At 63.9% G+C, this 24,689-nt stretch carries 21 protein-coding genes and 1 pseudogene; 15 read left to right on the top strand and 7 right to left on the bottom strand.

Translation table 11 applies throughout. From position 1 onward, the window contains the following. From BLP76_RS02375 to metC, 4 genes are read right to left on the bottom strand one after another with little or no spacing between them, the layout of a single operon-like run. Complete coding sequence (locus BLP76_RS02375; protein WP_092809276.1) at positions 1-714, bottom strand: aspartate/glutamate racemase family protein; 714 nt, start codon at positions 712-714, stop codon at positions 1-3. A 9-nt stretch (positions 715-723) separates the two neighbouring features. Further along, positions 724-2,637, bottom strand: coding sequence for a TRAP transporter permease (locus BLP76_RS02370; RefSeq protein ID WP_092809275.1), 1,914 nt, complete (start codon positions 2,635-2,637; stop codon positions 724-726). Positions 2,638-2,693: 56 nt separating this feature from the next. Then, positions 2,694-3,695, bottom strand: a complete 1,002-nt coding sequence (locus BLP76_RS02365; protein WP_092809274.1) for a TAXI family TRAP transporter solute-binding subunit — start codon at positions 3,693-3,695, stop codon at positions 2,694-2,696. A gap of 57 nt (positions 3,696-3,752) precedes the next feature. Beyond that, positions 3,753-4,961: a cystathionine beta-lyase gene (gene metC, locus BLP76_RS02360; RefSeq protein ID WP_092809273.1), complete on the bottom strand. Its 1,209-nt coding sequence runs from the start codon at positions 4,959-4,961 to the stop codon at positions 3,753-3,755. Between the two features lie 230 nt (positions 4,962-5,191). Between metC and BLP76_RS02355 the strand changes: the two genes are divergently transcribed. The 9 genes from BLP76_RS02355 to BLP76_RS02315 all read left to right on the top strand — a co-directional run bounded on the left by BLP76_RS02355 (position 5,192) and on the right by BLP76_RS02315 (position 15,213). Continuing rightward, a complete protein-coding gene (locus BLP76_RS02355; protein WP_092809272.1) occupies positions 5,192-5,944 on the top strand; it encodes a GntR family transcriptional regulator in 753 nt (250 codons plus the stop codon). A 35-nt stretch (positions 5,945-5,979) separates the two neighbouring features. After that, positions 5,980-6,954, top strand: a complete 975-nt coding sequence (locus tag BLP76_RS02350) for a quinone oxidoreductase family protein (RefSeq protein WP_092809271.1) — start codon at positions 5,980-5,982, stop codon at positions 6,952-6,954. Positions 6,955-7,060: 106 nt separating this feature from the next. Then, positions 7,061-9,409, top strand: coding sequence for a molybdopterin-dependent oxidoreductase (locus tag BLP76_RS02345; protein ID WP_092809270.1), 2,349 nt, complete (start codon positions 7,061-7,063; stop codon positions 9,407-9,409). A 32-nt stretch (positions 9,410-9,441) separates the two neighbouring features. After that, positions 9,442-10,362: a 2-hydroxyacid dehydrogenase gene (locus BLP76_RS02340; RefSeq protein WP_092809269.1), complete on the top strand. Its 921-nt coding sequence runs from the start codon at positions 9,442-9,444 to the stop codon at positions 10,360-10,362. Positions 10,363-10,517: 155 nt separating this feature from the next. Continuing rightward, positions 10,518-12,029 (top strand): alkaline phosphatase, encoded by a 1,512-nt coding sequence (locus BLP76_RS02335; RefSeq protein WP_092809268.1) that lies wholly within the window; start codon positions 10,518-10,520, stop codon positions 12,027-12,029. A gap of 167 nt (positions 12,030-12,196) precedes the next feature. Continuing rightward, positions 12,197-12,637 carry a hypothetical protein gene (locus tag BLP76_RS02330; RefSeq protein ID WP_200170477.1) on the top strand — a complete coding sequence of 147 codons (441 nt, stop codon included), beginning with the start codon at positions 12,197-12,199 and terminating at the stop codon, positions 12,635-12,637. Between the two features lie 5 nt (positions 12,638-12,642). Then, a complete protein-coding gene (locus BLP76_RS02325; RefSeq protein ID WP_092810062.1) occupies positions 12,643-13,326 on the top strand; it encodes an ABC transporter ATP-binding protein in 684 nt (227 codons plus the stop codon). Next, on the top strand, positions 13,319-14,644 hold the full coding sequence (locus BLP76_RS02320; RefSeq protein ID WP_092809267.1) for an ABC transporter permease family protein: 1,326 nt from the start codon (positions 13,319-13,321) through the stop codon (positions 14,642-14,644). Before BLP76_RS02325 ends, BLP76_RS02320 begins: the two co-directional genes overlap by 8 nt. A 26-nt stretch (positions 14,645-14,670) precedes the next feature. Beyond that, entirely contained in the window at positions 14,671-15,213 is a 543-nt protein-coding gene (locus tag BLP76_RS02315; RefSeq protein WP_092809266.1) for a copper chaperone PCu(A)C, read from the top strand. 23 nt (positions 15,214-15,236) lie between these two features. Here BLP76_RS02315 and BLP76_RS02310 read toward each other — a convergent pair whose 3' ends face one another. Then, positions 15,237-15,758, bottom strand: coding sequence for a TlpA family protein disulfide reductase (locus tag BLP76_RS02310; RefSeq protein WP_170130350.1), 522 nt, complete (start codon positions 15,756-15,758; stop codon positions 15,237-15,239). A gap of 2 nt (positions 15,759-15,760) precedes the next feature. After that, positions 15,761-16,540 (bottom strand): phosphatase PAP2 family protein, encoded by a 780-nt coding sequence (locus tag BLP76_RS02305; protein ID WP_200170478.1) that lies wholly within the window; start codon positions 16,538-16,540, stop codon positions 15,761-15,763. 173 nt (positions 16,541-16,713) lie between these two features. Here BLP76_RS02305 and BLP76_RS02300 point away from each other — a divergent pair, with 173 nt between their 5' ends. The 6 genes and pseudogenes from BLP76_RS02300 to BLP76_RS02275 all read left to right on the top strand — a co-directional run bounded on the left by BLP76_RS02300 (position 16,714) and on the right by BLP76_RS02275 (position 23,822). Then, on the top strand, positions 16,714-18,318 hold the full coding sequence (locus BLP76_RS02300; RefSeq protein WP_092809265.1) for an ABC transporter substrate-binding protein: 1,605 nt from the start codon (positions 16,714-16,716) through the stop codon (positions 18,316-18,318). Between the two features lie 76 nt (positions 18,319-18,394). Beyond that, positions 18,395-19,405, top strand: coding sequence for an ABC transporter permease subunit (locus BLP76_RS02295; RefSeq protein WP_092809264.1), 1,011 nt, complete (start codon positions 18,395-18,397; stop codon positions 19,403-19,405). A 13-nt stretch (positions 19,406-19,418) separates the two neighbouring features. Then, positions 19,419-20,321 (top strand): ABC transporter permease subunit, encoded by a 903-nt coding sequence (locus tag BLP76_RS02290; protein WP_414834247.1) that lies wholly within the window; start codon positions 19,419-19,421, stop codon positions 20,319-20,321. A gap of 72 nt (positions 20,322-20,393) precedes the next feature. After that, a complete protein-coding gene (locus tag BLP76_RS02285; RefSeq protein ID WP_092809262.1) occupies positions 20,394-21,368 on the top strand; it encodes an ABC transporter ATP-binding protein in 975 nt (324 codons plus the stop codon). Next, positions 21,365-22,312 (top strand): annotated as a pseudogene (locus BLP76_RS02280) (dipeptide ABC transporter ATP-binding protein); the annotation flags it as partial. The gene BLP76_RS02285 and the pseudogene BLP76_RS02280, both read left to right, overlap by 4 nt. Positions 22,313-22,646: 334 nt before the next feature. Next, positions 22,647-23,822 carry an MFS transporter gene (locus BLP76_RS02275; protein ID WP_092809260.1) on the top strand — a complete coding sequence of 392 codons (1,176 nt, stop codon included), beginning with the start codon at positions 22,647-22,649 and terminating at the stop codon, positions 23,820-23,822. A 30-nt stretch (positions 23,823-23,852) separates the two neighbouring features. On the opposite strand, the gene BLP76_RS02270 is transcribed toward BLP76_RS02275, so the two are convergent. Further along, positions 23,853-24,686: a DUF1499 domain-containing protein gene (locus tag BLP76_RS02270; protein WP_139163660.1), complete on the bottom strand. Its 834-nt coding sequence runs from the start codon at positions 24,684-24,686 to the stop codon at positions 23,853-23,855. Positions 24,687-24,689: the final 3 nt, after the last annotated feature.

The raw sequence follows: 24,689 nt of genomic DNA, 5'->3' as shown, positions 1-24,689 counted from the left end.
TCAGTCTTGCACGTAACGGCGTGGCCGCAGCCCGGCATGGAAGAGGTTCACCATCGACACCGTGTCGTAGACCGGAATGCCGAGACGATCGGCGATGTCGGCGGTGAATGGCGCGAGATTGGTGCATTCGAGCACCAGAGCACCGACATCCGGGTGGTCGGCGAGGAACTTCTCCGCCGTCGCCACGACCTCGCCGCGCAACGTCTCGAAGGTGACGGAGTTGTCGCCCTCCCGGATCCAGCGCACGAAATTGGACGTCTGCGGCATGCCGCCGACGGGCGTTGCCGGATCGACGCCGACTGCCTCGAGATAAGGTCCGTTCAGCACCTCGCCATTGTAGGTGAGGATACCGACCTTCTTGCCGGTCGGAAGCATACGCTCGACCATCGGCACCTGCAGGAGGCTGCTCGTCGCCACCGGCACGCTGCAATAATCGGCGAGCTCGCGCTGATAGATCGACAGGAAGCCGCAGGTCGTGGTGATGCCGTCGACGCCGGCCTCGATAAGCTCGTCCGCTGCCTTCTTGAAGGGCTCAAGCAGGCTCGAATTGTGCAAGTCCGTCATCATCGACGGCACCGCGCCCGTCACCACCTTGTACTGCACCGGGAAGTTCCAGGTGCCGGCATGGCCGATATCGCCCATGTAGCGGCGGAAATAGGAATGCACCATCAGGATGCCGACGGAGACACCGTAATAGGTTTTCTTTCTGTCCATTGAATTCACCTAAGCTTCGTTTCCGAGTTCGGAGGCAGGCTTGCGCTCGGCCGTGACGGCGAAATAGCGCCGCCCTCCAAGGATGACGGTGGCGACGAGGGCAAAGCCGAAGAGGCTGCGATAGAGCTCCGGCACCGTGTGCAGGAGCGCGCAGCCGATGCCGGCCACGATCAGGAGCCCACGCAGCCACAACGGCAGGCGGCCGTCGGTGTAGCCGACATAGCCGAGGCTGATCAGCACGATGCCGCTGGCGATCGCCGCCGTAGCGGTGACGATCTCGTAGAGCGAACCATCAAGCGTGATCGCAGGCTCGTAGATAAAGGCGATGCCGACGATGAAACCGCCGACGGCCATGCGGAAGGCATGGAATCCGGTCATGATCGGATTGGCTCCCGCAATCGCCGCAGCCGCATAGGAGGCGGCCGCGACTGGCGGCGTCGCGTCGGCAAGGACCGCGAAATACAGCACGAAGAGATGGATCGACAGGAGTGGCGCCACGCCGTGCTCGGCGATGATCGGCGCTCCGATGGCCGCGGTGATGATGTAGGCGGGCGTGGTCGGCACCCCCATGCCGAGGAACAGGCAGCTGATCGCCACCAGCACGACGAGCAGGAAGAGGGAATCCCCGGCCAGGTCCTTGATGATGCCGGTGAAGGCGAGCAGGAGCCCGGTATTTGTGAGGGCTGCGGTGATGATGCCGGCAGCCGTAACGGCGACAGCGATGACACAGATCGTTCGCCCGGCATTGACGAGCGCCGTCCAGATCTTCATCGGCCCCATGCGCGTATGCGTGCGCAACCAGGCGCTGACGACGACGGCGACCGTTGCCCAGAAGGCCGAAAAATACGGCGAGAAATGCATCGTCATCAACGTCAGCAGCACGACGATCGGGATGACGAAGTGCACGTCGAAAAGAACGTCCCGGAAGGTGGCTATCTCGTGCTTCGGCAGCGAGGCGATGCCGAGCCGCTTCGACTGGAAGTGCACGGCGACGAAGATGCCGAGATAATAGAGGACGGCGCCAATGAAGGCGGCGGAGATGATGTCCACGTATGGCACCGAGATCATCTCGGCCATCACGAAGGCCGCGGCGCCCATGATCGGCGGCATGATGAGACCACCGACGCTTGCCGCCGCCTCGATGCCGCCGGCCATCGCCGGCGGGAAGCCCATGCGCTTCATCTCCGGGATGGTGACGGAGCCGGTGACAACGACATTGGCGACGGAGGAACCGCTCGTCATGCCGAAGAGGCCGGATTCCACCACGACGACTTTCGCCGGTCCTCCCTTGTAGCGCCCGGCGAGGAAGGTGCCGAGATGCATGAAGAGCCGGCCCATACCGCTTGTCTGCAGAAATGCGCCGAAGACGAGGAAGGCTGCGACGATGGTCGCAGAAATACCGGTGAGCTGGCCGTAAAGGCCACTGCCGTTCATCAGATAGAGGATGTCGATGATCTGATTGTACGGTAGGTCGCGGTAGTACCAGACGCCGGGCAGAAGATCGCAGATGAACATATAAAGGATGACGAGGCCGGTCAGGATCGAGAGCGCAATGGAGAGCGCGCGCCGCACCGCCTCCAGGATCAGGACGACGAGGATGGTGCCGAGCACCGTCTCCAGAAGCGTCGGCGGATCGATGAAAGCGCTCCGGTCGTAGACCCGGCCGGGGTCGAGATAGATATAAAGGCTCGGCAGAAAGGCCGCGACGGCGAACATGCCGTCCACAACGCTCGGGCGATGGCGCGGCGAGTTCTTGAAAGCAGGGTAGAGCAGGAAAATCGGCGGCACCGCAAACATGAGGTGCAGGCTCGCGAGCTTCAACGGCTCTGGAAAGCCGAAGCCCGTGAAATAGAAGTGCAGGGCCGCCATCGCGGCCAGCCAGACGGCGACAGCGATGCCGATCGGTCCTTTGAGGTCACGCATGCTTCACCACTCCGCTGCGTAGCAGGAGCGCCCGGGGCGTGGGCGCTCCCGGGTGGTCATTTCATGAAGCCGAGTTCCTTGTACGCCTTCTCGGCGCCCGGATGCAGCGGCACCGGCTGGTTCTTCCAGGCCACGCTCGGATCGTACCGGCCCAGCACCTTGTAGATGTTGCCGAAGCGGTCGCGGTTCTCGATCAGCGTCTTGGTGATCGTGTAGGCGGTGTCCTCCGACACATTCGAGGACATCAGGATGAGCGCTTCCATGGTGGTGACGGGGACATCGCCCTCGCCCGCCTGCAGCTTTTCGTACGACCCGGCGGGGATCGTGCCCCTGCCGTAGCCATAGGTGTCGGAGAGGTAGGTCATCAGATCGTCGCCGAAGGGCACGAGCCGCGCGTCGCGGCGGCCGGTCTCGGTCTCCAACGCAATCCCTGTCGGCGCGCTACCCGCGCCCCAAAGGACGTCGATCTGTCCGTCCTGAAAGGCGGAGATGAGCTGCGTGTAGGTGCCGTTGATGAGCGTCCCGCCCGCCTCGGAGATCTTTTCGGAGGAATTGTCGTAGAAAGCGAGCGCCCGCTGCAGCGTCAGCTCCTCCGAGGTGGCACGCGGCGAAGTGCCGATGCGGATTTTCGGATCGGCGAGGATCTCGGCAAGTGGACGCTCGTCATCTGATGCGACGATGACGTGGAACTCCGCCGGCGCCCAGGTGCCGCCAAGCGAGCGCAGAGTCTCGTGCTTGCGGTCATAAGGGTCTTCGCCCTTCATCGCCGCGGCGGCGAGAAAATCGATGCCCATGCCCATCTGGCTGATACCGCTCTCGATGCGCGTGGGGTTGTCGCGACCGCCACCCGGCACGACGCGGATTTTGATATCCGGGTTCTCCTCCATGACGATGTTGGCAAGGCCCGTCACGATCGTGAACCAGCTGCCGCCCGGCGAGCCGGCGGCCCATTCGAGGTTCTCAGCCGCCCGGCTCGGCGCCGCTGAGAGGAGCACTCCCGCGCCGAGAACGACGGCGGCTGCGAGCCGTGCTCCGTACGCTGCAATTCCTGTCTTCATCACGTTCCCCTTTGCTTATGGCAGGCAGACGGACCGGAGCGGAAAGCCCCGGCGCCGCTACCCGCGGGTGAAGACATCGAACCGGTCGAGACCGGATCTGAGATCCGCCTTCAGGTCGTCTGCGTCCTCCAGCCCCGCATAGAGACGCACGAGACTGCCCTCGGCCTCCCAGCGCGTCGCCGTGCGGGCATGTCCCGGATCGGTGAGGAGGGCGAGGCTTTCAAAGCCGCCCCAGGAGAAGCCCTGGGAAAAGAGCTGCAGCGCTTCCACGAAGACGGTCGCACCGGCCTTGGTGGTGTCGAGCTCGATGGCAAAGAGGCCCGAAGCACCGGAAAAGTCTCGGCGCCAAAGGGCATGATCAGGATGGGAGGCAAGGGCGGGATGCAGGACGCGTCGCACCTGCGGCTGGCTCTCCAGCCATTCGGCAAGAGCGAGCCCCGTGCGGTAATGCCGTTCCAGCCGCACGCCGAGCGTGCGCAAGCCCCGCGCGGCGAGATAGACGTCGTCAGGGGAGATGCGGTAGCCGAGCCAGTTCGCAGCCTGCCGCAGCAGCCGGTGATGGTCCTCGCGCGCCGTAGTCACCGTACCGATCATGGCGTCCGAGTGGCCGACCACATATTTGGTCGCGGCCTCCACCACCAGATCGACGCCAAGTGCGAGCGGCTTCAGAAAAAGCGGCGATGCCCAGGTGTTGTCGCACATGGTGAGCGCGCCGCGGGCTCGGGCCACTGCCGCGATCGCCGGCAAGTCCTGAATTTCGAAGGTGAGCGATCCCGGTGATTCAAGATAGACGAGGCGTGTGTTGGGCCGCATCGCCTCCGCAATCGCCGCGCCGGCCCGCGGATCGAAATAGCTCACCTCGACACCGCTGCGGGCGATGAAGGCGGAGAGCGAGGTCCGCGCCGGCTCGTAGACACTGTCGGTGACCAGCACATGATCGCCGGGCTTTAGAAAGGCGACGAGCGGCAGCACGCAGGCGGCGAGACCGGACGGGACGGCGACGGTGCCGTAGCCACCCGAGAGGGTAGCGATCGCTTCTTCGAAGGCAAAGACATCCGGCGTGCCGAAGCGGCCGTAAAACAAAGTGCCCTTATCGAAGCGAGCGCTCTTGGCCGCTTCCAGTTCTTCCAACGTATCGAAGACGATGGTCGAGGCGCGATGCAGCGGCATGTTGACCGGCCCAGGATGGGCGACCGGCCGGCCGAGCCGGCTCAGGAGCGTCTCCGGGCGGGGCTGAGAGCCTGACGAACCGCTATCGGGCATCATGTCCTTTCCGCTTCAAGTAGAACAGACGAGGCCAGCGTGGCGTATTGCATGCCATCCGTCAATATTGTATGCCAACATTCTTCTATCAGAGCATTCCGCTCCCCCGGTTTGAAGCAACAAGAATCTGCTGCGGGACGTGCCGAAAGAAAGCCGTTCGGTCTTTGGCCCGCCGCGAGAAACCGCCTTTCAGGCGCCGGGGATGAGAGAAGGACGAGGAGCGCCAGAGCAAGATGGACGAGACCAGTTCCGACCTCCGATTCCCTTCGAGCAGAAATGGCGAGGCCGGCGCCCATGGCGTGGCGCCGAGGCCCCTGCCCCAACAGGTCGCAGAGTATGTTCGTGACCTGATAATCCATGATCACCTGAAGCCCGGCGAGCGCATCCGCGAGCGCCGCATCGCCGAAGAGCTCAACGTCTCACGCACACCTCTGCGCGATGCGCTCAAGATCCTGGCGATGGAGCGGCTCGTCGATCTGACCCCGAACAAAGGAGCGGTCGTCGTCCATTCCACGGATGCCGAAATCGCGGAAATGCTGGCGGTCTATTCCGAGCTCGAAGCGCTCGGGGGGCGCATCGCCTGTGGTGCAGCAACCGAGGCCGACCTCCTGCGCGTCGCCCATTACGACAAGGTGATGGCGCGCGCCTTCGCCGAGGAGGACAGGGCCGCCTATTTCGCTGCCAATCAGGGCTTCCACCTTGCCATCGTCGCGGCCTCCCACAATTCCACGCTGATGGAGATGCACAGCCATCTCAACATCCGCCTCTATCGCATCCGCTATCTGGCCGTGATGAGCACGCAGGAATGGACGGCCGCCGCCGGCGAGCACAGCGAGCTTCTCAACGCCTTGAAGGCGCGCGACGCCGATCGCCTCACCTATCTTCAGCGCGAGCATCTCGGTTTCGCATGGCGCCTTCTCGGCGCATGGAACCCGCCGATGACCCTCCGGGGCCCGACGAACCTGCCGCGGCCGGGCAAAGCCTGAGCCCTCCCGAAGATCACAGCAAAAAGAGGATTTTCATGTCGAAAGCGATCATCCAGACCGACAAGGGCGGACCAGAGGTGCTGGAATGGCGCGAGCGCGAGGATCCGACGCCCGCCGAAAACGAGGTTGCGCTTCGCCATACCGCCATCGGCGTCAATTTCATCGACATCTATGTGCGCGAGGGCGCTTATCCGATGATGACGCTGCCGGGCACGCCCGGCATGGAGGCGGCCGGCGTCGTCGAAAGCCTCGGCCCCGGCGTTGAAGGGCTGAAGGTCGGTGACCGCGTCGCCTATGTCACGACCGCCCCCGGCTCCTACAGCGAACGTCGGGTGATGCCGGCCGACCGTCTCGTGCCGCTTCCCGACGACATCAGCGATGATACGGCCGCAGCCCTCATGCTGAAGGGAATGACGGTGGAGCGCCTCCTCCACAAGACGGCAGTGGCAACGGCGGACGATACGATCCTCGTCCATGCGGCGGCCGGCGGCGTCGGCCTTCTCCTCACCGCCTGGGCGAAAGCCATCGGCGCCACCGTGATCGGCACGGTCGGCTCCGATGCCAAGGCGAAGCTCGCAGCCGACGCAGGCGCCGACCATGTCATCGTCAGCACCAAAGAGGATGTGGCGGAGCGCGTCGCCGAGATCACCGGCGGCAAGGGCTGCCGCCTCATCTATGACGGCGTCGGCAAGGACACCTTCGAGACCTCCTTGAAGGCCGTCTCGAAGTTCGGCCATCTGATCAGCTTCGGCAACGCATCCGGCGCCGTGCCTCCGGTCAACATCGCGGTTCTGGCACCGAAATGCATCGCGCTGTCGCGCCCGCAGGTGTTTCCCTACATCGCCGACCGCGCCGACCTTCTGGAGACGGCAGAAAACCTCTTTGCCGCCATCCGCAAGGGGATCGTGCGCAGCGACATCAACCAGACGTTCCCGCTCGCCGAGGCAGCCGAGGCGCACAGAGCGCTTGCTGCCCGCCGCACCACGGGCCAGATCGTCCTTCATCCTTGAGCCAAACCGGGGCGGTCGCGGCCGCCCCTCCTCCCTACTAAAGCCCCGTCCCAAGGCCCGATCCCAAGGCCTTGCCCCGGGGCCACGTCGATGAGGATTCCGCCGCATGCTGCCAGAGCCCGAGAAGCCGACCGTAGCCACCCATTGGGGCACCTACCGCGCCCGCTGGGAGGGTGGCCGGCTCAAAGCGCTCGATCCGGTGGCGGAGGATCCCGACCCCTCCCCGATCGCCGGTTCGATGATCGATGCGCTCGACAATCCGAGCCGCATCCTGCGGCCCGCCGTGCGCCGGTCTTTCCTTGAGAAGGGTCATAAGGCCGGCGGCGCAGGCCGCGGCAACGAACCGTTCGTCGAGGTGTCCTGGGAGGATGCTCTCGATCTCGCCGCGTCGGAACTCGACCGCGTGCGCAAAGAGCACGGTAATTCGGCGATTTACGGGGGCTCCTACGGATGGGCGAGCGCCGGGCGCTTCCACCATGCGCAGAGCCAGATCCACCGCTTCCTCAACACGATCGGCGGCTACACCCGCTCCGTCCAGAACTACTCCTACGCCGCCGCGGACACGATCGTGCCGCATGTCCTCGGCGACAAGCGCGGTCTCGTCTCCCGCCACACGACCTGGGACGTGATCGCCAGAGAGAGCGGTCTCATCGTGATGTTCGGCGGCGCGCCGCGCAAGAATGCGCAGGTCTCCTCCGGCGGCATCGCGCGCCACATCGTCAGCGAGGCGATCGCGACGGCGCAACGAAACGGCGCGGAGATCATCTCCGTCAGCCCGATCCGTGACGACACGGTCGGCGATCCGGCGCCGGAATGGCTGCCGATCCGGCCGACCAGCGATGTCGCCCTGATGCTCGGGCTCGCCCACACGCTCGCCGTGGAAGGGTTGGCAAACCGCACCTTCCTGGAGCGCCACACGACCGGCTACGACCGGTTCGAAGCCTATCTCTTCGGACGACAGGACGGGACGCCCAAGGACGCCGATTGGGCGGCATCGCGAACCGACATTCCGGCGGAGACGATCCGCGCTCTCGCCCGCCGCATGGCCGCCACGCGCACCTTCATCATGATGGCGTGGTCGCTGCAGCGCGCCGACCACGGCGAGCAGCCCTATTTCATGGCCATCACGCTCGCCGCCATGCTCGGCCAGATCGGCCTGCCGGGCGGCGGCTTCGGCTTCGGCTACGCCTCCGTCAACGGCATCGGCAACAATGTGCCGGAGATGTCCTGGCCATCGCTGCCGCAGGGCAACAACGCGGTCACCGACTTCATCCCCGTCGCCCGCATCGCCGACATGCTTCTCGGCCCCGGCGAAGCCTACGACTTCAACGGCGAACGCCGGCGCTATCCCGATATTCGGCTCGTCTACTGGGCTGGTGGCAACCCCTTCCACCACCATCAGGACCTGAACCGGCTGCGCCGCGCCTGGCAGCGGCCGGACACGATCATCGTGCACGAATCCTGGTGGAACCCGCTCGCCCGCCACGCCGACATCGTCTTTCCGGCGACGACGGCGCTGGAGCGCAACGACATCGCAGCCGCAGGCCGCGACCGCTTCATTTCCGCCTCGCATCGCATCGCCGAACCGGCGGGCGAGGCGCGCGACGACTTCGCCATCTTCACCGGGCTTGCCGACCGCCTCGGGGTCGAAGAGGCATTCACGGATGGCCGCGACGAGGAAGGGTGGCTGCGCCACCTCTACGGGATCGCCCGCCAGCGGGGCAGCGAAGCCGGCCTCGATTTGCCGGATTTCGACACGTTCTGGCGTGCCGGGCTCTGCCTCTTTCCTGCGCCGGAAAAAGATCAGAACCTTCTCGACGACTTCCGCGACGATCCGGAGGCCAATCCGCTGCCAACGCCGTCCGGTCGCATCGAGCTCTTCTCCGAGACGATTGACGGCTTCGGCTACGACGACTGCCCGGGACATGCCGCGTGGCTCGAACCACGCGAATGGCTGGCGAGCCCCGCAGCGGCCCACTTCCCGCTCCATCTCCTCTCCAACCAACCGAAGACGCGGCTCCACAGCCAGTACGATTCCGGCAGCCATTCGCGCGCCCACAAGGTGCACGGGCGCGAGCCGATCCGCATGCACCCGGACGATGCCGCCGCACGCGGCATTGCCGACGGCGACGTCGTGCGGGTCTTCAACGACCGCGGCGTCTGTCTCGCTGCGGTCCGGCTTTCCGATGCGCTGCGGCCGGGTGTCGTCCAGCTTTCCACCGGCGCCTGGTATGATCCGCTCGATCCGGGTGCGCCCGACAGCCTCGACAAGCATGGCAATCCGAACGTCCTCACCCGCGATGAGGGGACATCGCGTCTCGGCCAGGGGCCCAGCGCCCAGTCCTGTCTCGTGGAGGTCGAACGCTTCGATGGAGAGGTGCCGGAGATCACCGCCTTCGACCCTCCGACCTTTGCCGCAAGCCCGAGCACGAACGTGACGGAGTGGGAGGGATGACACGCCGTCCCGCCTCCCCGACGAATTGACCCATGCGCATTCTCTTTCACAGCCAGACCGCAGATCCTGTCGCCTGGGGCAAGGCGCTCGCAGCCGAGCTGCCGGGGGCTGAACTCAGGGTCTGGCCTGACGTCGGCGATCCGAGCGAGATCGATGCCCTCCTCGTCTTCCAGATCCCGCCACGAGCCTTCGAGCTCTTCCCGAACCTCAGCTGCATCCACCTCTTGAGCGCCGGCACCGACCAGATCGCTACCAATCCCGACATTCCCGCCCATCTGCCGGTGGTCCGCCTGATCGAGCCCGGCCAGAAGGCAGGGATGATCGAATACGTCATGCACGCGGTTCTCCACTATCACCGCAGCTTCGATGTCTTTGCCCAGTGGCAGCGCGCGCGATACTGGGAGGAGGTGCCGCGCACACCCGCTGCCGAACGGCGGGTCGGTGTGCTCGGTCTCGGGGGCCTCGGCGGGGCCGTCGCCGAGGCTCTCGCCGCTTTCGGCCTCGACGTCGCCGGCTGGTCGCGCAGCAAGAAAACCATCAAGGGCGTGGCCTGTTTTCACGGCCCGAACGGGCTCGATACGTTTCTTGGCCGCAACGAAATCCTCGTGGCGATCCTGCCGCTCACGCCGGAGACGCGCGATCTCTACGATGCGACCTTCTTCGCACGCATGCCGGCGGCAAGCTATTTCATCAATGTCGGCCGCGGGGCGCAGCTCGTCGAAGCGGATCTGATTGCAGCCCTCGACAGCGGGCATCTCGCCGGCGCGACGCTCGACGTATTGCGGGATGAGCCGCCCGCCCCGGACAATCCGATCTTTCGTGCGAAGAACATCATCCTGACCCCGCACGTCGCCACCTGTGCCGATCCCGTGACAGGCGCCCGCGTCGTTGCGGAAAATCTCCGTCGAGTCCGCGCCGGGCTGCCGCCCCACGGTCTGGTCGTACGCGGCTGAAGCCCATTAGAGCGGCATGCCCGGCGGAAGCGCGCACGGCGAACACCGCTCAGATCTGCAGAAAGAAAGCCGGTTCAAGCGTCGTCAGGCTGTCACCCAGCAATCGTCCAGCTGTCATCCGGCTTGGTTAAGGAATGCGACCGAAGGAATTCCGCATGGAGACGGTCGTGTTTCGAAACATCCTCTTATCTTCCGCAGCGCTTGCGCTCGGATCCACCGCGGCCTTTGCCCAGGACATCGTCCAGAGCAAGAGCAGCTGGTACACCGATGCGGAGGCTGCTCTCAATCAGCGCCTCGAGCATCAGCCCAACACCAATCGCGCCAAGAACGTCATCTTGTTCATCGCCGATGGCATGGGCGTCGGCACCAATTATGCCATTCGGCTTTATGCCGGCCAGCAGAACGGCGAATACGGCTCCGAGCACGTGCTGCCCTACGAGGCCTATCAAGACTTTCCGAACGTGGCCCTCGTGAAGACCTACAACATCAACGCCCAGACGCCTGATTCCGCGCCGACCGCGGGCTCGATGAACACCGGCGTGAAGCAGGTCTTCAACACCATCAACCTGAGCGAAAACGCCGTTCATAACGAATGCGCCTCGGAAGAAGGCAACAAGCTGACGCTTTTCTCCGAGCTGATGAGCGAAATGGGCAAGTCGGTCGGCGTCGTCACGACGGCGCGCATCACCCATGCGACACCCGCGGCGGCCTATGCCAAGACGGCGAACCGCAACTGGGAAGGCGAAGCGCCGGAAGGCTGCACCGACATCGCCACGCAGCTTGTCGACCAGATGAAGGCGGGCGTCGTCGACATCGCCATGGGCGGAGGCCGTCGCTATTTCCTGCCTGAAACCGTGACCGACGAAGAAGGCAAAAAAGGCCGCCGCAAGGACGGCCACAACCTCGTCAACGAGGCCCAAGACGCCGGCATCCAGTACGCCTGGAATACGGAGACCGCGAAGGCGCTCAACCTCGAGGGCGACACTCCGGTCCTTGCCCTCTTCGAGGACAGCCACATGAAGTACGAGCACGACCGCACCGAAGCCGACGAGCCGTCTCTGACCGAGATGACCAAAACGGCCATCGATTATCTCTCCAAGAACGACGATGGCTATTATCTTGAGATCGAGTCCGGTCGCGTCGATCACGCCAACCACGACGGCAACGCCTTCCGCACCGTGACGGACGGCGTGGAATTCGCCAATGCGGTCGCGGCGGCTGCCGCGATGACCAATCCGGAAGACACGCTCATCATCGTCACGGCCGACCATGAGCATTCGATCGCACTCAACGGCTATTGCGGACGCGGCTCGCCGATCCTCGGGCTCTGCTACGACATCGGCAAGGGGCAGGTGAAACATGCCGACGAGCCGGTTCTCGCCGACGACGGCAAACCCTTCACCGTCATCGGTTACCTCAACGGCCCCGGCGCCGTCCTGAAAGAGCAGGAAGACAAGAGCTATTCCGGTTCCCGCCCCGACCTCACCGAGGAAGAGGCGGAAGATTCCGAATATGTGCAGCAGGCCCTGATCCCGATGTCGTCGGAAAGCCATTCCGGCGAGGACGTGGCGGTGTGGGCGCGCGGCCCCTTCGCCCATCTCTTCGATGGCGTCATCGAGCAGAACTACATCTTCCACGTGATGAACCACGCGGCGAACGCCGAATAGGCGTCAGTCACGGATGCCGCGCGACGGCATCTCGCTTTCTGGGAGGCTCCGGCAAGCGCCGGAGCCTCTTGCGTCAAAGGCGGCAGAAAAAGTGCGTCCCGCGAAAAATGATGTCGCAGGCGCCCCAGGTTTTCTCAGCTGTCACAAAGCCCGACTACGGTGGCGTCATGCCAAACGAAATCCTGATCGACCGCCGAACTCTGCTTGCCGCTTTTGCGGCCGCGTTGGCCCTCGGTTCTTCCCGCGCCTGCGCAGAGACGTTGCGTATGCGCGATCTCTACAACAAGGACCTCTCCTTCTCCGATCTCGCGCAGAAGATGGAGAACGAGCGCATCGAAGTGCGGGGCTATATGGCGCCGCCACTCAAGGCAGAATCGCGTTTCTTCGTGCTCACCAAGCGGCCGATGGCCGTCTGCCCGTTCTGCGAAACGGAGGCCGAATGGCCGGACGATATCCTCGCCGTCTACACCAAACGCATCATAGACGTCGTGCCTTACAACGTCCCGATCATCGTGGAAGGCAGGCTGAAGCTCGGCACCTTTGAGGATCCCGAGACGGGCTTCGTCAGCCGCGTGCGCACGATCGAATCGCACTACGCCCGCGATTGACGACGATGGCACTCCCCCTCTCCGTTTCCGGCCTCAGGGTCGAGGGTGACGCCGGCCGGGCCATTCTCGAGGCGGATGCGTTCGACGTGGCAGCAGGTTCGGCGGTCGCCATCCGCGGTCCGTCCGGGGCCGGCAAGTCTACGCTTCTCTTCGCGCTCGCCGGACTGGTGCCGATTGCCAAAGGCTCCGTGCGCTGGGGCGAGACGGAGATTTCCTCCTTGAAGGAGGACGGACGCGCTGCTTTCCGTCGCGCCCATATCGGCATGATTTTTCAGGATTTCCTTCTCTTCGAGGAGTTGAGCGCAGAGGCGAATGCGAGCCTTGCGGGCGCCTATGTCCGCAAGCGGCGCCATAAGATCGGCGAAGGCGCGCGGAGAGCGCTCGAAAGGCTCGGCCTCAAAGGAGACGATGCACGCACGGTTGCAACCTTCTCCGGAGGCGAACGTCAGCGTGTCGCCGTGGCACGTGCGCTCGCCACCGAGCCTTCCATCATTCTCGCGGACGAACCGACGGCAAGCCTCGACCGGGCAGCGGCCGACGCGCTCGTCGACGACCTCATCCAACTGACGCGCGAGAGCGGACGCACCCTCATCGTCGCAAGTCATGATCTCAAAGTGCACGAGGCCGTCGACTGCATCATCGACGTGGCGGACGGGCGCCTCATCGGCGAGGTCCGGCGCAATGCTTGAGGCTGCGATCGATTGGTGGAGCGGGCTCGCGCCCGGCATCCAGGACGGGCTCTCCTTCCTCCTCCTGCTTTCGCCGGCGATCCTCACAGGATTTCTCGTCGTCACGGGCTATCGGCCGTTTGCGCTGGTGCGCGCAATGCTGTGGCGCTTCCGCTGGACGAGCCTTCTCTTCGTCATTCTGATCGGGGTTTCGGTGGGGATCGGTGTCGGGCTCATCGCCCAGGAGCGCGGTCTGCGGCAGGGAACGGCACGTGCGGCCGACAAATTCGATCTCGTCGTCACCGCCCCCGGCAGCGAAGTGACGATGATGCTCGCGGCCGTCTATCTCCAGCCCTCCGACGTGCCGCTTCTTTCGGGCGAGGTCTACAACCGCATCGCAGAGCACGAGAATGTCAGCCTCGCCGCGCCGATCGCTTTCGGCGACAGCTTTGAGGGTGCGCCGGTCGTCGGGACGACACCGGAGTTCGTGTCGCATCTGTCCTCAGGCGCGCTCGCCGAAGGCAGGCTCTTTGCGGCACACGAAGAGGCTGTCGTCGGCGCACGTGTCGCCCTTGATCTCGGAGACCATTTCACTCCCGCACATGGCGTCGGCCCGTCTGCCGAAGAGCATGCCCATGAGGGCCATTCCTATACCGTCGTCGGACGCATGCCCCCATCCGGCAGCCCATGGGACAAAGCCATTCTCGTCCCGGTGGAAGCGGTCTGGGAGGTCCACAACCTTCCCCTCGGACATCGCCCGTCACGCGCCGAACAGATCGGACCGCCCTTCGACGCGGATTATTTTCCGGGCACGCCCGCCATTCTGGTGCGCGCCGATCAGCTCTGGGCGAATTATGCGCTGCGCTCCGAATTCACGACAGCCGAGACCATGGCGTTCTTTCCGGGTGCGGTCCTTGCCAGTCTGCATGCTCTCTTGGGCGATGTCCGCCAGATCCTGTCGGTGATGGCAATCGTCACGCAGGTCCTCGTCACGGCCGGCGTTCTTTCCGGTCTCATCATCTTGATGCGGCTGTTTGCGCGCCGTCTCGCCTTGTTGCGGGCCCTAGGTGCCCCGCGACGCTTCGTCTTCGCGGTGGTTTGGTCCTATGCGGCCTTCCTGATCGGCGCTGGCGCCATCCTCGGCGTTGTCGTCGGCATCGTCGCCACCGCCATCATCTCGCGGGTCCTGACCGCCCAAACCGATATCCTGATCCGCGCCAGCCTTGGCTGGCCGGAATTCCATCTCGTCGCCGGTTTCGTCAGCCTGACGGTTCTGCTCGCTCTCGTCCCGGCCTTTATCACCCTCGCACGGCCGGTGGTGCGCGACCTTCGAGGGTGACAACATCTCATGAGGGAGTGCGGAAAATGCTCAAGTTAAGTCTCGTGTCTTTTGCGGCGGCCTTTGCGGCCATCGGTCTCGCAGCTTTCCCAAGCTCAGCACAAGAGAAGCACGAGCATGCGGTGGAAAGCGGGCATACAGAAAGCCATGACGACCACAGCCACCATGAGGCAGAGTTCCAGGGCGTGCGTCTCCTCCATGCGTGGACACGCGCGACGAACGCCAAGACGGCGCTCGTCTTTGTCGACATCCAAAACAAATCCGACAAGAACGTCGTCCTTAAGGGCGGAGAGGTCGACATCGCGGAGACGGTCGAGCTGGTCGGCTTCCAGCTCAAAGAAGGCGAGCCGGACTATGTCGCACTTCCCAAGATGCCGGTGAATGCCGGCGGCGAGATCAAGCTTTCACCCAACGGTCTGGCGCTTCGTCTCGACGGCCTCACGCGACAACTTCACGAGGGCGACGAGTTCCAGATGGAATTCCGTTTCGACGCCGGTCATATCGACATGTTCGTGCAGGTCGAGGCGGAAGGCGCCATGCACCACAGCCATGTCGGGCATACGCACTGAGCGCAGCAACAGCGCATCGCGGATTACCGAGCCGCAGCCAGCTCGCGCAGGAGCTCTTCGCGAAATGCCGGATCGTCCCAGGCGGCAGGACCGCGGAGCGTTCGCTTGAGCGAGCGATCATCGCCGAGAACGACGGTTGCCGGATAACCAAGCAGACGAAAGACCATACCCGCATTGCCGCGAACGAGCTGCCAGCTCCGAAGGCTCTGAAGGCCAAGCTCGTCGGCATAGAAATCTCGGACCCGCTCGAAGGGAAGATCATCGACGGAGACGACGAAGAACCGATCTCTCCAATTCCGCTCTGTCAGGACGTCCGCAAATCGCGCGACTTCCGGCAGTTCATCGCGACAGGGACCACACCACGTCGCCCAGAAATGTATGATCGCCGGCCCCTTCCCCAACATCTCCTGGAACGAGAGGGTACTCCCGCTGCCGTCCGTGACGGCGAGGCCCGCGAGATCGGGGGCCGCTTCGGCAGCTCTCGCTGCCCCGGCAACGAGAGCGGCGCTCAGGGCCAGAAACGTCCGCCGCGAGCAGTGCGGCACACTCACTCCTTTGCGGCCGGCGCGACGGCCTCCTCGCTGCGGATACCGCTCGGTTCGATGCGGCCCCGCCCCTGCAGCCAAAGCGCCACCACCCACACGACAGTCGCCCAGGCCGCGCCGATCGCCCAACCGGCGATGACATCCGTCGGCCAGTGGACGCCGAGATAAACCCGTGAAAGACCCACGAGGATCGTCAGGAGAACGGAGACGAACAGCGCGTAGAGCTTGAGAGCCCTGCCCTTGCTGAACCGCATGACGAGCGCACCGAGTGTCAAATAGACCGTCGCCGACATGGCGGCATGAGCGCTCGGAAAGCTCGTCGTGAAGACCTCCGCCGAATGCGCAACGAGATCGGGTCGTGGGCGGGAAAAGCCGTATTTCAGCGCATTGACGACGATCGCACCGCCGGCAAGCGAGGCGAAAACGAGAAGGCCTGCATGCGGGCGCTTTGTCAAAACGAGCCAGAAGATCACCGTCAACGAGACGAAGACGAGACCGAAGGTCGAGCCGAAGCTCGTGACGTCGCGCATCGTCTCCTCGAACCATAAGGGCCCCAGAGGGTCGGCGTGGTCGGCGGGATTGCGCATCGCCAGCATGACGAACATGTCGAAGGCGTGTGTCTCGCCCTCCACCACCTCATCGGCGAGCGCGATGAAAGCCCAGACCGAACCGGCTCCGAGGCCGATCAGGAGGAGAAGCAGAAATTCCTGCCGGGCCCAGTGATGACGCACGTGGTGAATGGTGCGTCGGCTCATGCTCAATAGCTGTTCGGGAAATGCCATGGGTCTTTCATAAGGGCCAAAAGATCGCGGGTCAGCGGCTCGATATGCGGCCTTTCAACGTTCGATCCCGCGTGAGGTTGCTGTTGATTTCCGCTTAGATTCCGTCGTTACCTGTCGCAAGCAGGCGAGGGCGTGGGGCCCGCGCTGCTCAAGTTCCCTCGTAAGGAGCGTATATGATCCTCAAAACCACCATCCGGGCGCTCGCATTGGGCGTCAGCGTGGCCGCCATGGTAGCTGGCGCGGCTTCGGCCAAGACGCTTGTCTACTGCTCTGAAGGCTCGCCCGCCGGATTCGATCCCGGTCTTTACACCGCAGGCACCGATTTCGACGCCTCTTCCAAGACGGTCTACAACCGCCTGGTCGAGTTCAAGAGCGGTACGACGGAAGTCGTCCCGGCTCTCGCCGAAAGCTGGGACGTGTCCGACGACGGCATGGAATACACCTTCCATCTGCGCGAAGGCGTCAAGTTCCAGACCACGGACTTCTTCACGCCGACGCGTGAATTCAATGCCGACGACGTGGTGTTCAGCTTCACCCGCATGCTCGACAAGGAAAGCCCCTGGTACAACTATGCGGGCGGCCAGTGGCAGTATTTCGACGCCATGTCGATGCCAGACCTCCTGAAGAGCATCGAAAAGGTCGACGACCACACGGTCAAGTTCGTGCTCACTCGGCCGGAGGCGCCCTTCATCGCCAATATGGCGATGGATTTCGCTTCGATCATGTCGAAGGAATACGCCGACCAGCTGCAGGCTGACGACAACATGCCGATGCTCAACCAGCAGCCGCTGGGCACCGGGCCGTTCCAGTTCGTCGCCTATCAGAAGGATGCGGTGATCCGCTACAAGGCCAATCCGGATTACTGGGGCGGGAAAGAAGCGATCGACGACCTCGTCTTCGCCATCACCCCGGACGCGGCGGTTCGCTACCAGAAGCTTCTCGCCAACGAGTGCCAGATCATGCCGTATCCGGCACCGGCCGACATCGAGGCGATGAAGTCGAACGACGACATCAACGTCATGGAGCAGAACGGCCTCAACGTCGCCTATCTCGCGTACAACACGCTGCAGGAGCCGTTCGACAAGCCGGAAGTGCGCAAAGCGCTCAACATGGCGATCAACAAGAAGGCGATCATCGACGCCGTCTTCCAGGGCTCCGGCTCGGTGGCCAAGAACCCGATCCCGCCGACGATGTGGGGCTACAACGACGACATCGAGGACGATCCGTACGATCCTGAAGCCGCCAAGAAGATGCTCGAAGACGCCGGCGTGACCGACCTCAAGATGAAGATCTGGGCGATGCCCGTGCAGCGGCCTTATATGCCGAATGCCCGCCGCGCCGCGGAACTCATCCAGTCGGATTATGCCGAAGTCGGCGTCGATGCAGAGATCGTCTCCTTTGAATGGGGCGAGTATCTGAAGCGCGCTGCGGAGAAGGACCACGACGGTGCCATCATCCTCGGCTGGACCGGCGACAATGGTGACCCGGACAACTTCCTCGCGGTGCTTCTCGGCTGCGACGGCGTCGGCACCTCGAACAACGTCGCGGAATATTGCGACGAGGATTTCGAGAGCCTGATCCAGAAGGCGAAGACGCTTTCGAGCCAGGAGGAACGCGCCGAGCTCTACAAAAAGGCGCAGGAAGTCTTCAAGGAAGACGCGCCCTGGGCAACGCTCGCGCACTCGGTCGTTTACATGCCGATGCGCAACTCCGTTCAGAACTACAAGATGGACCCGCTCGGCTCGCATCGCTTTGACGGCGTTGACATCGCGGAGTAATCAGTCCAACCGCTTTATCAAGGAGCCCCGCCGTCTATCGGCGGGGCTTCAAATCATCGAGCCAACTCTCTGAGATATGCTGCGCTTCCTCTTCGTGCGCATCGGCCTGCTGGTGCCGACTTTCATCGGCATCACGATTGCCGCCTTCGGTTTTGTCCGCCTTTTGCCCGGCGATCCGGTCCTGCTTTTGGCCGGAGAGCATGGCGTCAGCCCCGAACGGCATGCAGAGCTTATGCATCAACTTGGCTTCGACCGGCCGATCTGGGTGCAGTATTTCGACTTTCTATGGTCGGTGCTGCAAGGCGATCTCGGCCGATCGCTTGTCACTCATCGGCCTGTCCTGGCTGAATTTTCCACACTTTTCCCGGCCACGCTGGAACTCTCCGTCTGCGCCATCATCATCGCCACCGTCGTCGGTATTCCGATCGGCGTGATCGCTGCGATGAAGCGCGGGACCTGGGTCGATCAGTCGGTGATGGGGGCCGCGCTCGTCGGCTATTCCATGCCGATCTTCTGGTGGGGCCTCCTGCTCATCATCTTCTTCTCCGGCGTGCTGCATTGGACACCGGTCTCCGGGCGCATCTCGCTCCTCTACTATTTTCCCGCCCATACCGGCTTCATGCTGATCGACAGTCTGTTGTCGGGGCAGAAAGGCGCCTTCGTTTCGGCCGTGTCGCATCTCGTCCTGCCGGCGATCGTGCTTGCCACGATCCCGCTTGCGGTCATTGCGCGCCAGACGCGTTCGGCGATGTTGGAAGTGCTCGGCGAGGATTATGTGCGCACCGCCCGCGCCAAGGGGCTTTCGCAAGCCCGGGTCGTGGGCCTGCATGCGCTGCGCAACGCGCTCATCCCAGTGGTGACGACGATCGGCCTGCAGGTCGGGGTGATGATGGCGGGCGCCATTTTGACGGAAACCATCTTCTCGTGGCCGGGCGTGGGCAAGTGGATGGTCGATTCCATCTTCCGGCGCGACTATCCGGCCGTGCAGGGCGGTCTTTTGATGATCGCGGTGATCATCATGTTCGTGAACCTCATCGTGGATCTGCTCTACGGGCTCATCAATCCCCGCATCCGGCATACGAGGTGACTTTATGAGCCGTATGGAAGCCGAAACTCAGGAGCTCGCAGCGGAATCGCCTCGCATGGCGATGTTGCGGGAATTCTGGGCCTATTTCAGCGAGAACCGCGGCGCCGTCATCGGCCTCGTCGTCTTCGTCGTGATCTGCCTCGTGGCGATTTTCGCCAATGTGATCGCGCCCCATTCGGCGAGCATGCAGTTTCGCGATTCGTTGCTCGTGCCGCCCGTCTGGCAGGAGGGTGGATCGTGGCAATTCATCCTCGGAACGGACCCGGTCGGGCGCGACATTCTTTCGCGGCTCATCTACGGCAGCCGCTTTTCGTTGTTCGTCGGCTGCGTCGTGGTGGCTGGTGCGCTTGTGGTCGGAATCATTGTCGGGCTCCTCGCCGGCTTTTTCGGCGGCTGGTTCGACACCCTCGTCATGCGGGTGATGGACATCATCCTCGCCTTTCCGAGCCTGCTTCTCGCTCTCGCGCTGGTCGCGATCCTCGGCCCCAGCCTGACGAATGCAATGATCGCCATCGCGATCGTGCAGCAGCCACATTACGTGCGCCTCACCCGCGCGGCCGTAATGGCGGAAAAGCAGCGCGATTACGTCACGGCGGCACGTGTCGTGGGCGCAAGCCCGCTCCGGCTGATGGTTGTGACCATCCTGCCCAATTCGCTGTCGCCTCTTATCGTGCAGGCAGCCCTTTCCTTCTCCAACGCCATTCTCGATGCGGCAGCACTCGGCTTCCTCGGCATGGGCGCACAGCCGCCGACGCCCGAATGGGGTACCATGCTTGCCGAAGCGCGCGAGTTCATCCTGCGCGCCTGGTGGGTGGTGACCTTCCCGGGCCTTGCGATCCTCGTGACCGTGCTTGCGATCAACCTCGTCGGCGACGGGCTGCGCGACGCGCTCGACCCGAAGCTGAAGCGGAGCTGATGAAACGCCGTGAGAGATTGCGCCACTGACAAAACCGGGCGTTCCACGTCCCAACGCCAAGCTTGAACCGCGATGCCCCTTCTTCACATCGAAAACCTCTCCGTCACGTTCCAGACCGCATCCGGTCCGTTCCTTGCCGTCGACAGCGTCGATTTCAGCGTGGATGCCGGCGAACGTCTCGCGATCGTCGGGGAATCGGGCTCCGGCAAATCCGTTGCGATGCTCGCCGTCATGGGGCTTCTGCCACCGACGGCGACCGTCACGGCAGACCACATGGCCTTCGACGGGCAGGATCTGCGGCAGCTGTCGCGGCGCGCCCGTCGTCGGGTTGTCGGCGGCGACATCGCCATGATCTTCCAGGAACCGATGTCGAGCCTCAATCCGTGCTTCACGGTCGGCTTTCAGATCAACGAAGCGCTTTCGGCTCACACCGACCTCACCCGTTCGCAAAGGCGCGAGCGGTCCGTGGAACTCCTGCGCTCCGTCGGCATCCCGGAACCGGAACGGCGCCTGTCGGCCTTCCCGCATCAGCTGTCCGGCGGCATGAGCCAGCGCGTCATGATCGCCATGGCAACCGCCTGCCAGCCGCGGCTTCTTATCGCCGACGAACCGACAACGGCTCTCGACGTGACCATTCAGGCCCAGATCCTCGACCTCCTCGTCGATCTGCAGAAAGAGCACGGCATGGCGCTCATTCTCATCACGCATGACATGGGCGTGGTGGCGGAGACGGCTCAGCGCGTCGTCGTGCAATATGCCGGCCAGCAGGTGGAACGTCAGGACGTCATCGGCCTCTTCGACGCGCCGCATCATCCCTATACTTCCGCGCTTCTCGATGCGCTTCCCGACCGGGCGACGGGCGACCGGCTTCCCGCGATCCGTGGTGTGGTGCCGGGCCAGGGCGACCGCCCGAACGGCTGCCTCTTCAATCCCCGCTGCCCCTATGCCGACGACACCTGCCGCACCGTCGTACCACCGCGGCAGCCCGCGGCTCTCGGCGAGGCTTTGTGCCACTATCCTCTCAACCGTGCGGAGCAGGCGGCATGACGACGATCATCGAAGCGGCCAACCTGTCGCGCGTCTACGAAGTCCGCCGCGGCCTGTTTGCAGAACCCGGCAAAGTGCGAGCGCTCACGGAGGCGAGTTTCTCGGTTACCGCCGGCACGACGCTCGCCGTGGTCGGCGAATCCGGTTGCGGGAAGTCCACGCTTGCACGGCTTCTCACCATGATCGAGCCGCCGTCGGAGGGCGAACTCGTCATCGACGGGCATGATGTCGGAAAGTCCGGGCACAGCGATCTCGCCGCCCTGCGCAAGACGGTGCAGATCGTCTTCCAGAACCCATACGGGTCGCTCAATCCGCGCCAGAAAATCGGCTCCATCCTGGAAGAGCCGCTTCTCATCAACACGGACATGCCGGGCAAAGAGCGGCGCGAAAAGGCGGCGGACATGCTGCAACGCGTCGGCCTGCGGCCGGAGCATTACGCCCGCTACCCGCACATGTTCTCCGGCGGGCAGCGCCAGCGCATCGCGATTGCGCGCGCCCTCATGCTCGACCCGAAGATCCTCGTCCTCGACGAGCCGGTCTCGGCGCTCGACGTGTCCATCCAGGCGCAGGTTCTCAATATCCTCGCCGATCTGCAGGAAGAGCTCGGTCTCACCTACATCTTCATCAGCCACGATCTCTCCGTCGTTCGTTTCGTCGCCGACGAGGTGATGGTGATGTATCTCGGGCGGCCGGTGGAGATTGCGCCGGTGGAGGCGGTGTTCGAACAACCGCTGCACCCCTATACGGTGGCGCTTCTGTCGGCGACGCCTGTCGCCGATCCGAGACGCCCGCGCCAGAACATCAAGCTCGAAGGCGAACTCCCCTCCCCGTTCAATCCGCCGTCCGGCTGCCCCTTCCATCCGCGCTGCCGCTATGCGCGGGAAAAATGCGCCGAGATCAGGCCGGAATTGACGCTGCACGGGCCGACGAGAGTCGCCTGCCATGGCATCGACGAGGGCTGGATCGACTATACCGCCGTTCCCCCGGGAGGCGGAAAAGCGCCGATGCCGGACCATGCCGGAACCGCACCTGCGGAACGGGACGAAAGCGCGGTTAAATCTCCGGAGACCGGCGGCCCCCTGTAAGTCGCGGGCGAAGATCTCGCAGGAAGCGCGCTCGCCCCCGACCTCGCCCAACGTCACGCTGGCGTATGGGGAGATCTGCACGGGCAGCGTCCGGGATAAAGCGGTGTCCAGGGGTCTCGGAGAGGGTCCACCGCCTCGGGCACAAATGGAACGTTCGGCTCGAACTTTCTGCACATCTCGTCGTTCGGTACGGATGACGCCTTTTTGGAAGATGTCTGCAGCAGGCTTTGCCGCGACCGCCATCGCATATGGGCCCGCCCGTATGGGCTTCGGTCTCTTCCTGCCCGAGTTCAGGTCGTCGTTTGAGATCTCGACTCAGACGGCCGGGCTCATCTCGAGCCTTGGTTTCTTAGGTTTCTTCGGTGGGCTTCTGATTTCGCAGGCGCTGACGGCCCGGGACGGGCCCCGCCTGCCCGTCCTTTCCGGCCTGGCTGTCGCCACACTCGGTACCGGCATCGTCGCCGCAGCGCCGAACCTGCCCGTGCTTTCCGCCGGGATACTTTTGGCGATGTCGAGCGCCGGTTTCGCATGGACACCGTTCAACAATGCCGTCCATCGCTCGGTTTCCGAGCAGGCGAGGCCCTCAGCCCTTTCCTCCGTCAGCACAGGCACGAGCCTGGGCATTGCCGCTGCGGGAGCTGCCGGGCTTACCATGAGCATCTGGGGTGTCTCGTGGCGCATGTGCTGGGCGGCATTCATGGCCGCTGTTGCGCTTGCATTTGCTGCCAATTGGGTGGCGCTGCGGGAAGTCGCCGGCACGCCAGGGCCAGGGACGGCGCAGAGATGGCGAGCGCTGTTGCGGCGCTCCACCATGCCGCTTTTGGGGATCGGTCTTTGCTACGGCATCACCTCGGCGATCTACATTTCTTTTGCAGCAGATAGAATCGCGCAGGCCGGAGGCGTCGGAAGCCTTCCGAGGAACGCGTCGGGCAGCCTCGTTTTCATCTGCTACGGCGTTTTCGGCCTTTGCGGGCTCTTCACAGCCAGCACCAAAGCAGTGACGGGCCTGCCGTGGCTCCTGCGTCTTCTCATGCTCGCTTCTGCACTGTCTTTCGCACTCGTCGCGATATGGCCCACGACCTGGGCGGGCGTGGTCGTCTCGGCGGCACTGCAGGGCCTTTACGTCATGATGATGAGCGCAGTCCTGTCATTCTGGTCGGACCGGCTCTTCCCGAGCCTCCCATCGCAGAGTTTCACTGCCGTGCTACTTGCCGTGGCCGCAGGGAGCGTCATCGGCCCAGTCGCCGCCGGAACCATCGCCGACGCCTTCGGCTCTACGTCCATGTTCATAGGCACGGCCGCACTCGCTGCGTCCGCCGCAGCTGTCTTTCGATCGAAGCATATCAGGGAGTGTCCCCAGGCGTCGTAGTCAGAAGCCATGAAGGCTCGCGACGACTCCTCAAGAACTTGGCGGCTCCGGCCTCGGCAGCGGGCCGAAGCGTTCCTCTTCCTCGTCTTCGGGGGCAGGCTCGACCTCAATCGTGCCTTGCAGCACGCCGTCGAGGTCACGCAGAAAATCCTTGATGCGGCGCGCGTTCTTGCCGAGATCGTGGCGCCCGAAGCGCGAGGCGGACCGCATATCGACGATAGCGCCGTCGATGTCGCCGTCGGTCGTCGGAGCGATGCGGATCACCACGTCATCCGGGAAGGCAAAGAGAATGGTACGGGCGACCGCTTCGATCGTCGCGATGCCTTCGCCCTCAACCGGGTTGAGGCTTTCTTCGACTTTCCAGCCGCGATCCTTCACGACAGCCTGCGCGGCGGCAAACACCCTTTCCACCGAAAGCGGATAAAAGCGCGCGGCAAGCCGCGGATAGGCGGCGGTCTGGCGCTGTGCATCCGCCACCGAGATCGCCTCACGGGGATGGGTCCAAAAGCGTGGCGGATCGTCCACATCCGTGGCGATGTCGTTGAGCGGCGGATAGATGACGAGCGCCACCATCGCGAGGCCGAAAAGGACGAGAGCCGGGGCTGCGAAGAAGAGCGCGGAAAAGGCTTCTCCGGCGCCTTCGTCGCTGGCGTTCCAGATGCGCACCAGAGCAAACACGGCCAACGCGAAGGCGACCAGCGCCAGGCCATAGCCGAGCGCAACGGTCGGCGCCACGGCTTCCGTCGGCATCAAGCCGAAGCGGTTGCCAAGCCCCGTCAGGACCAGAACCGGCAACGACAGGACAGCGAGCCTGCGCGCCCACTTTGCAGATCGGGAATGTCGGATCGGCGGACGCGCAGCCACTTA

This window comes from Afifella marina DSM 2698 (assembly GCF_900102695.1).
In the GTDB taxonomy this organism is placed as follows: domain Bacteria; phylum Pseudomonadota; class Alphaproteobacteria; order Rhizobiales; family Afifellaceae; genus Afifella; species Afifella marina.
This window is presented reverse-complemented; position numbering and strand designations above follow the sequence as displayed.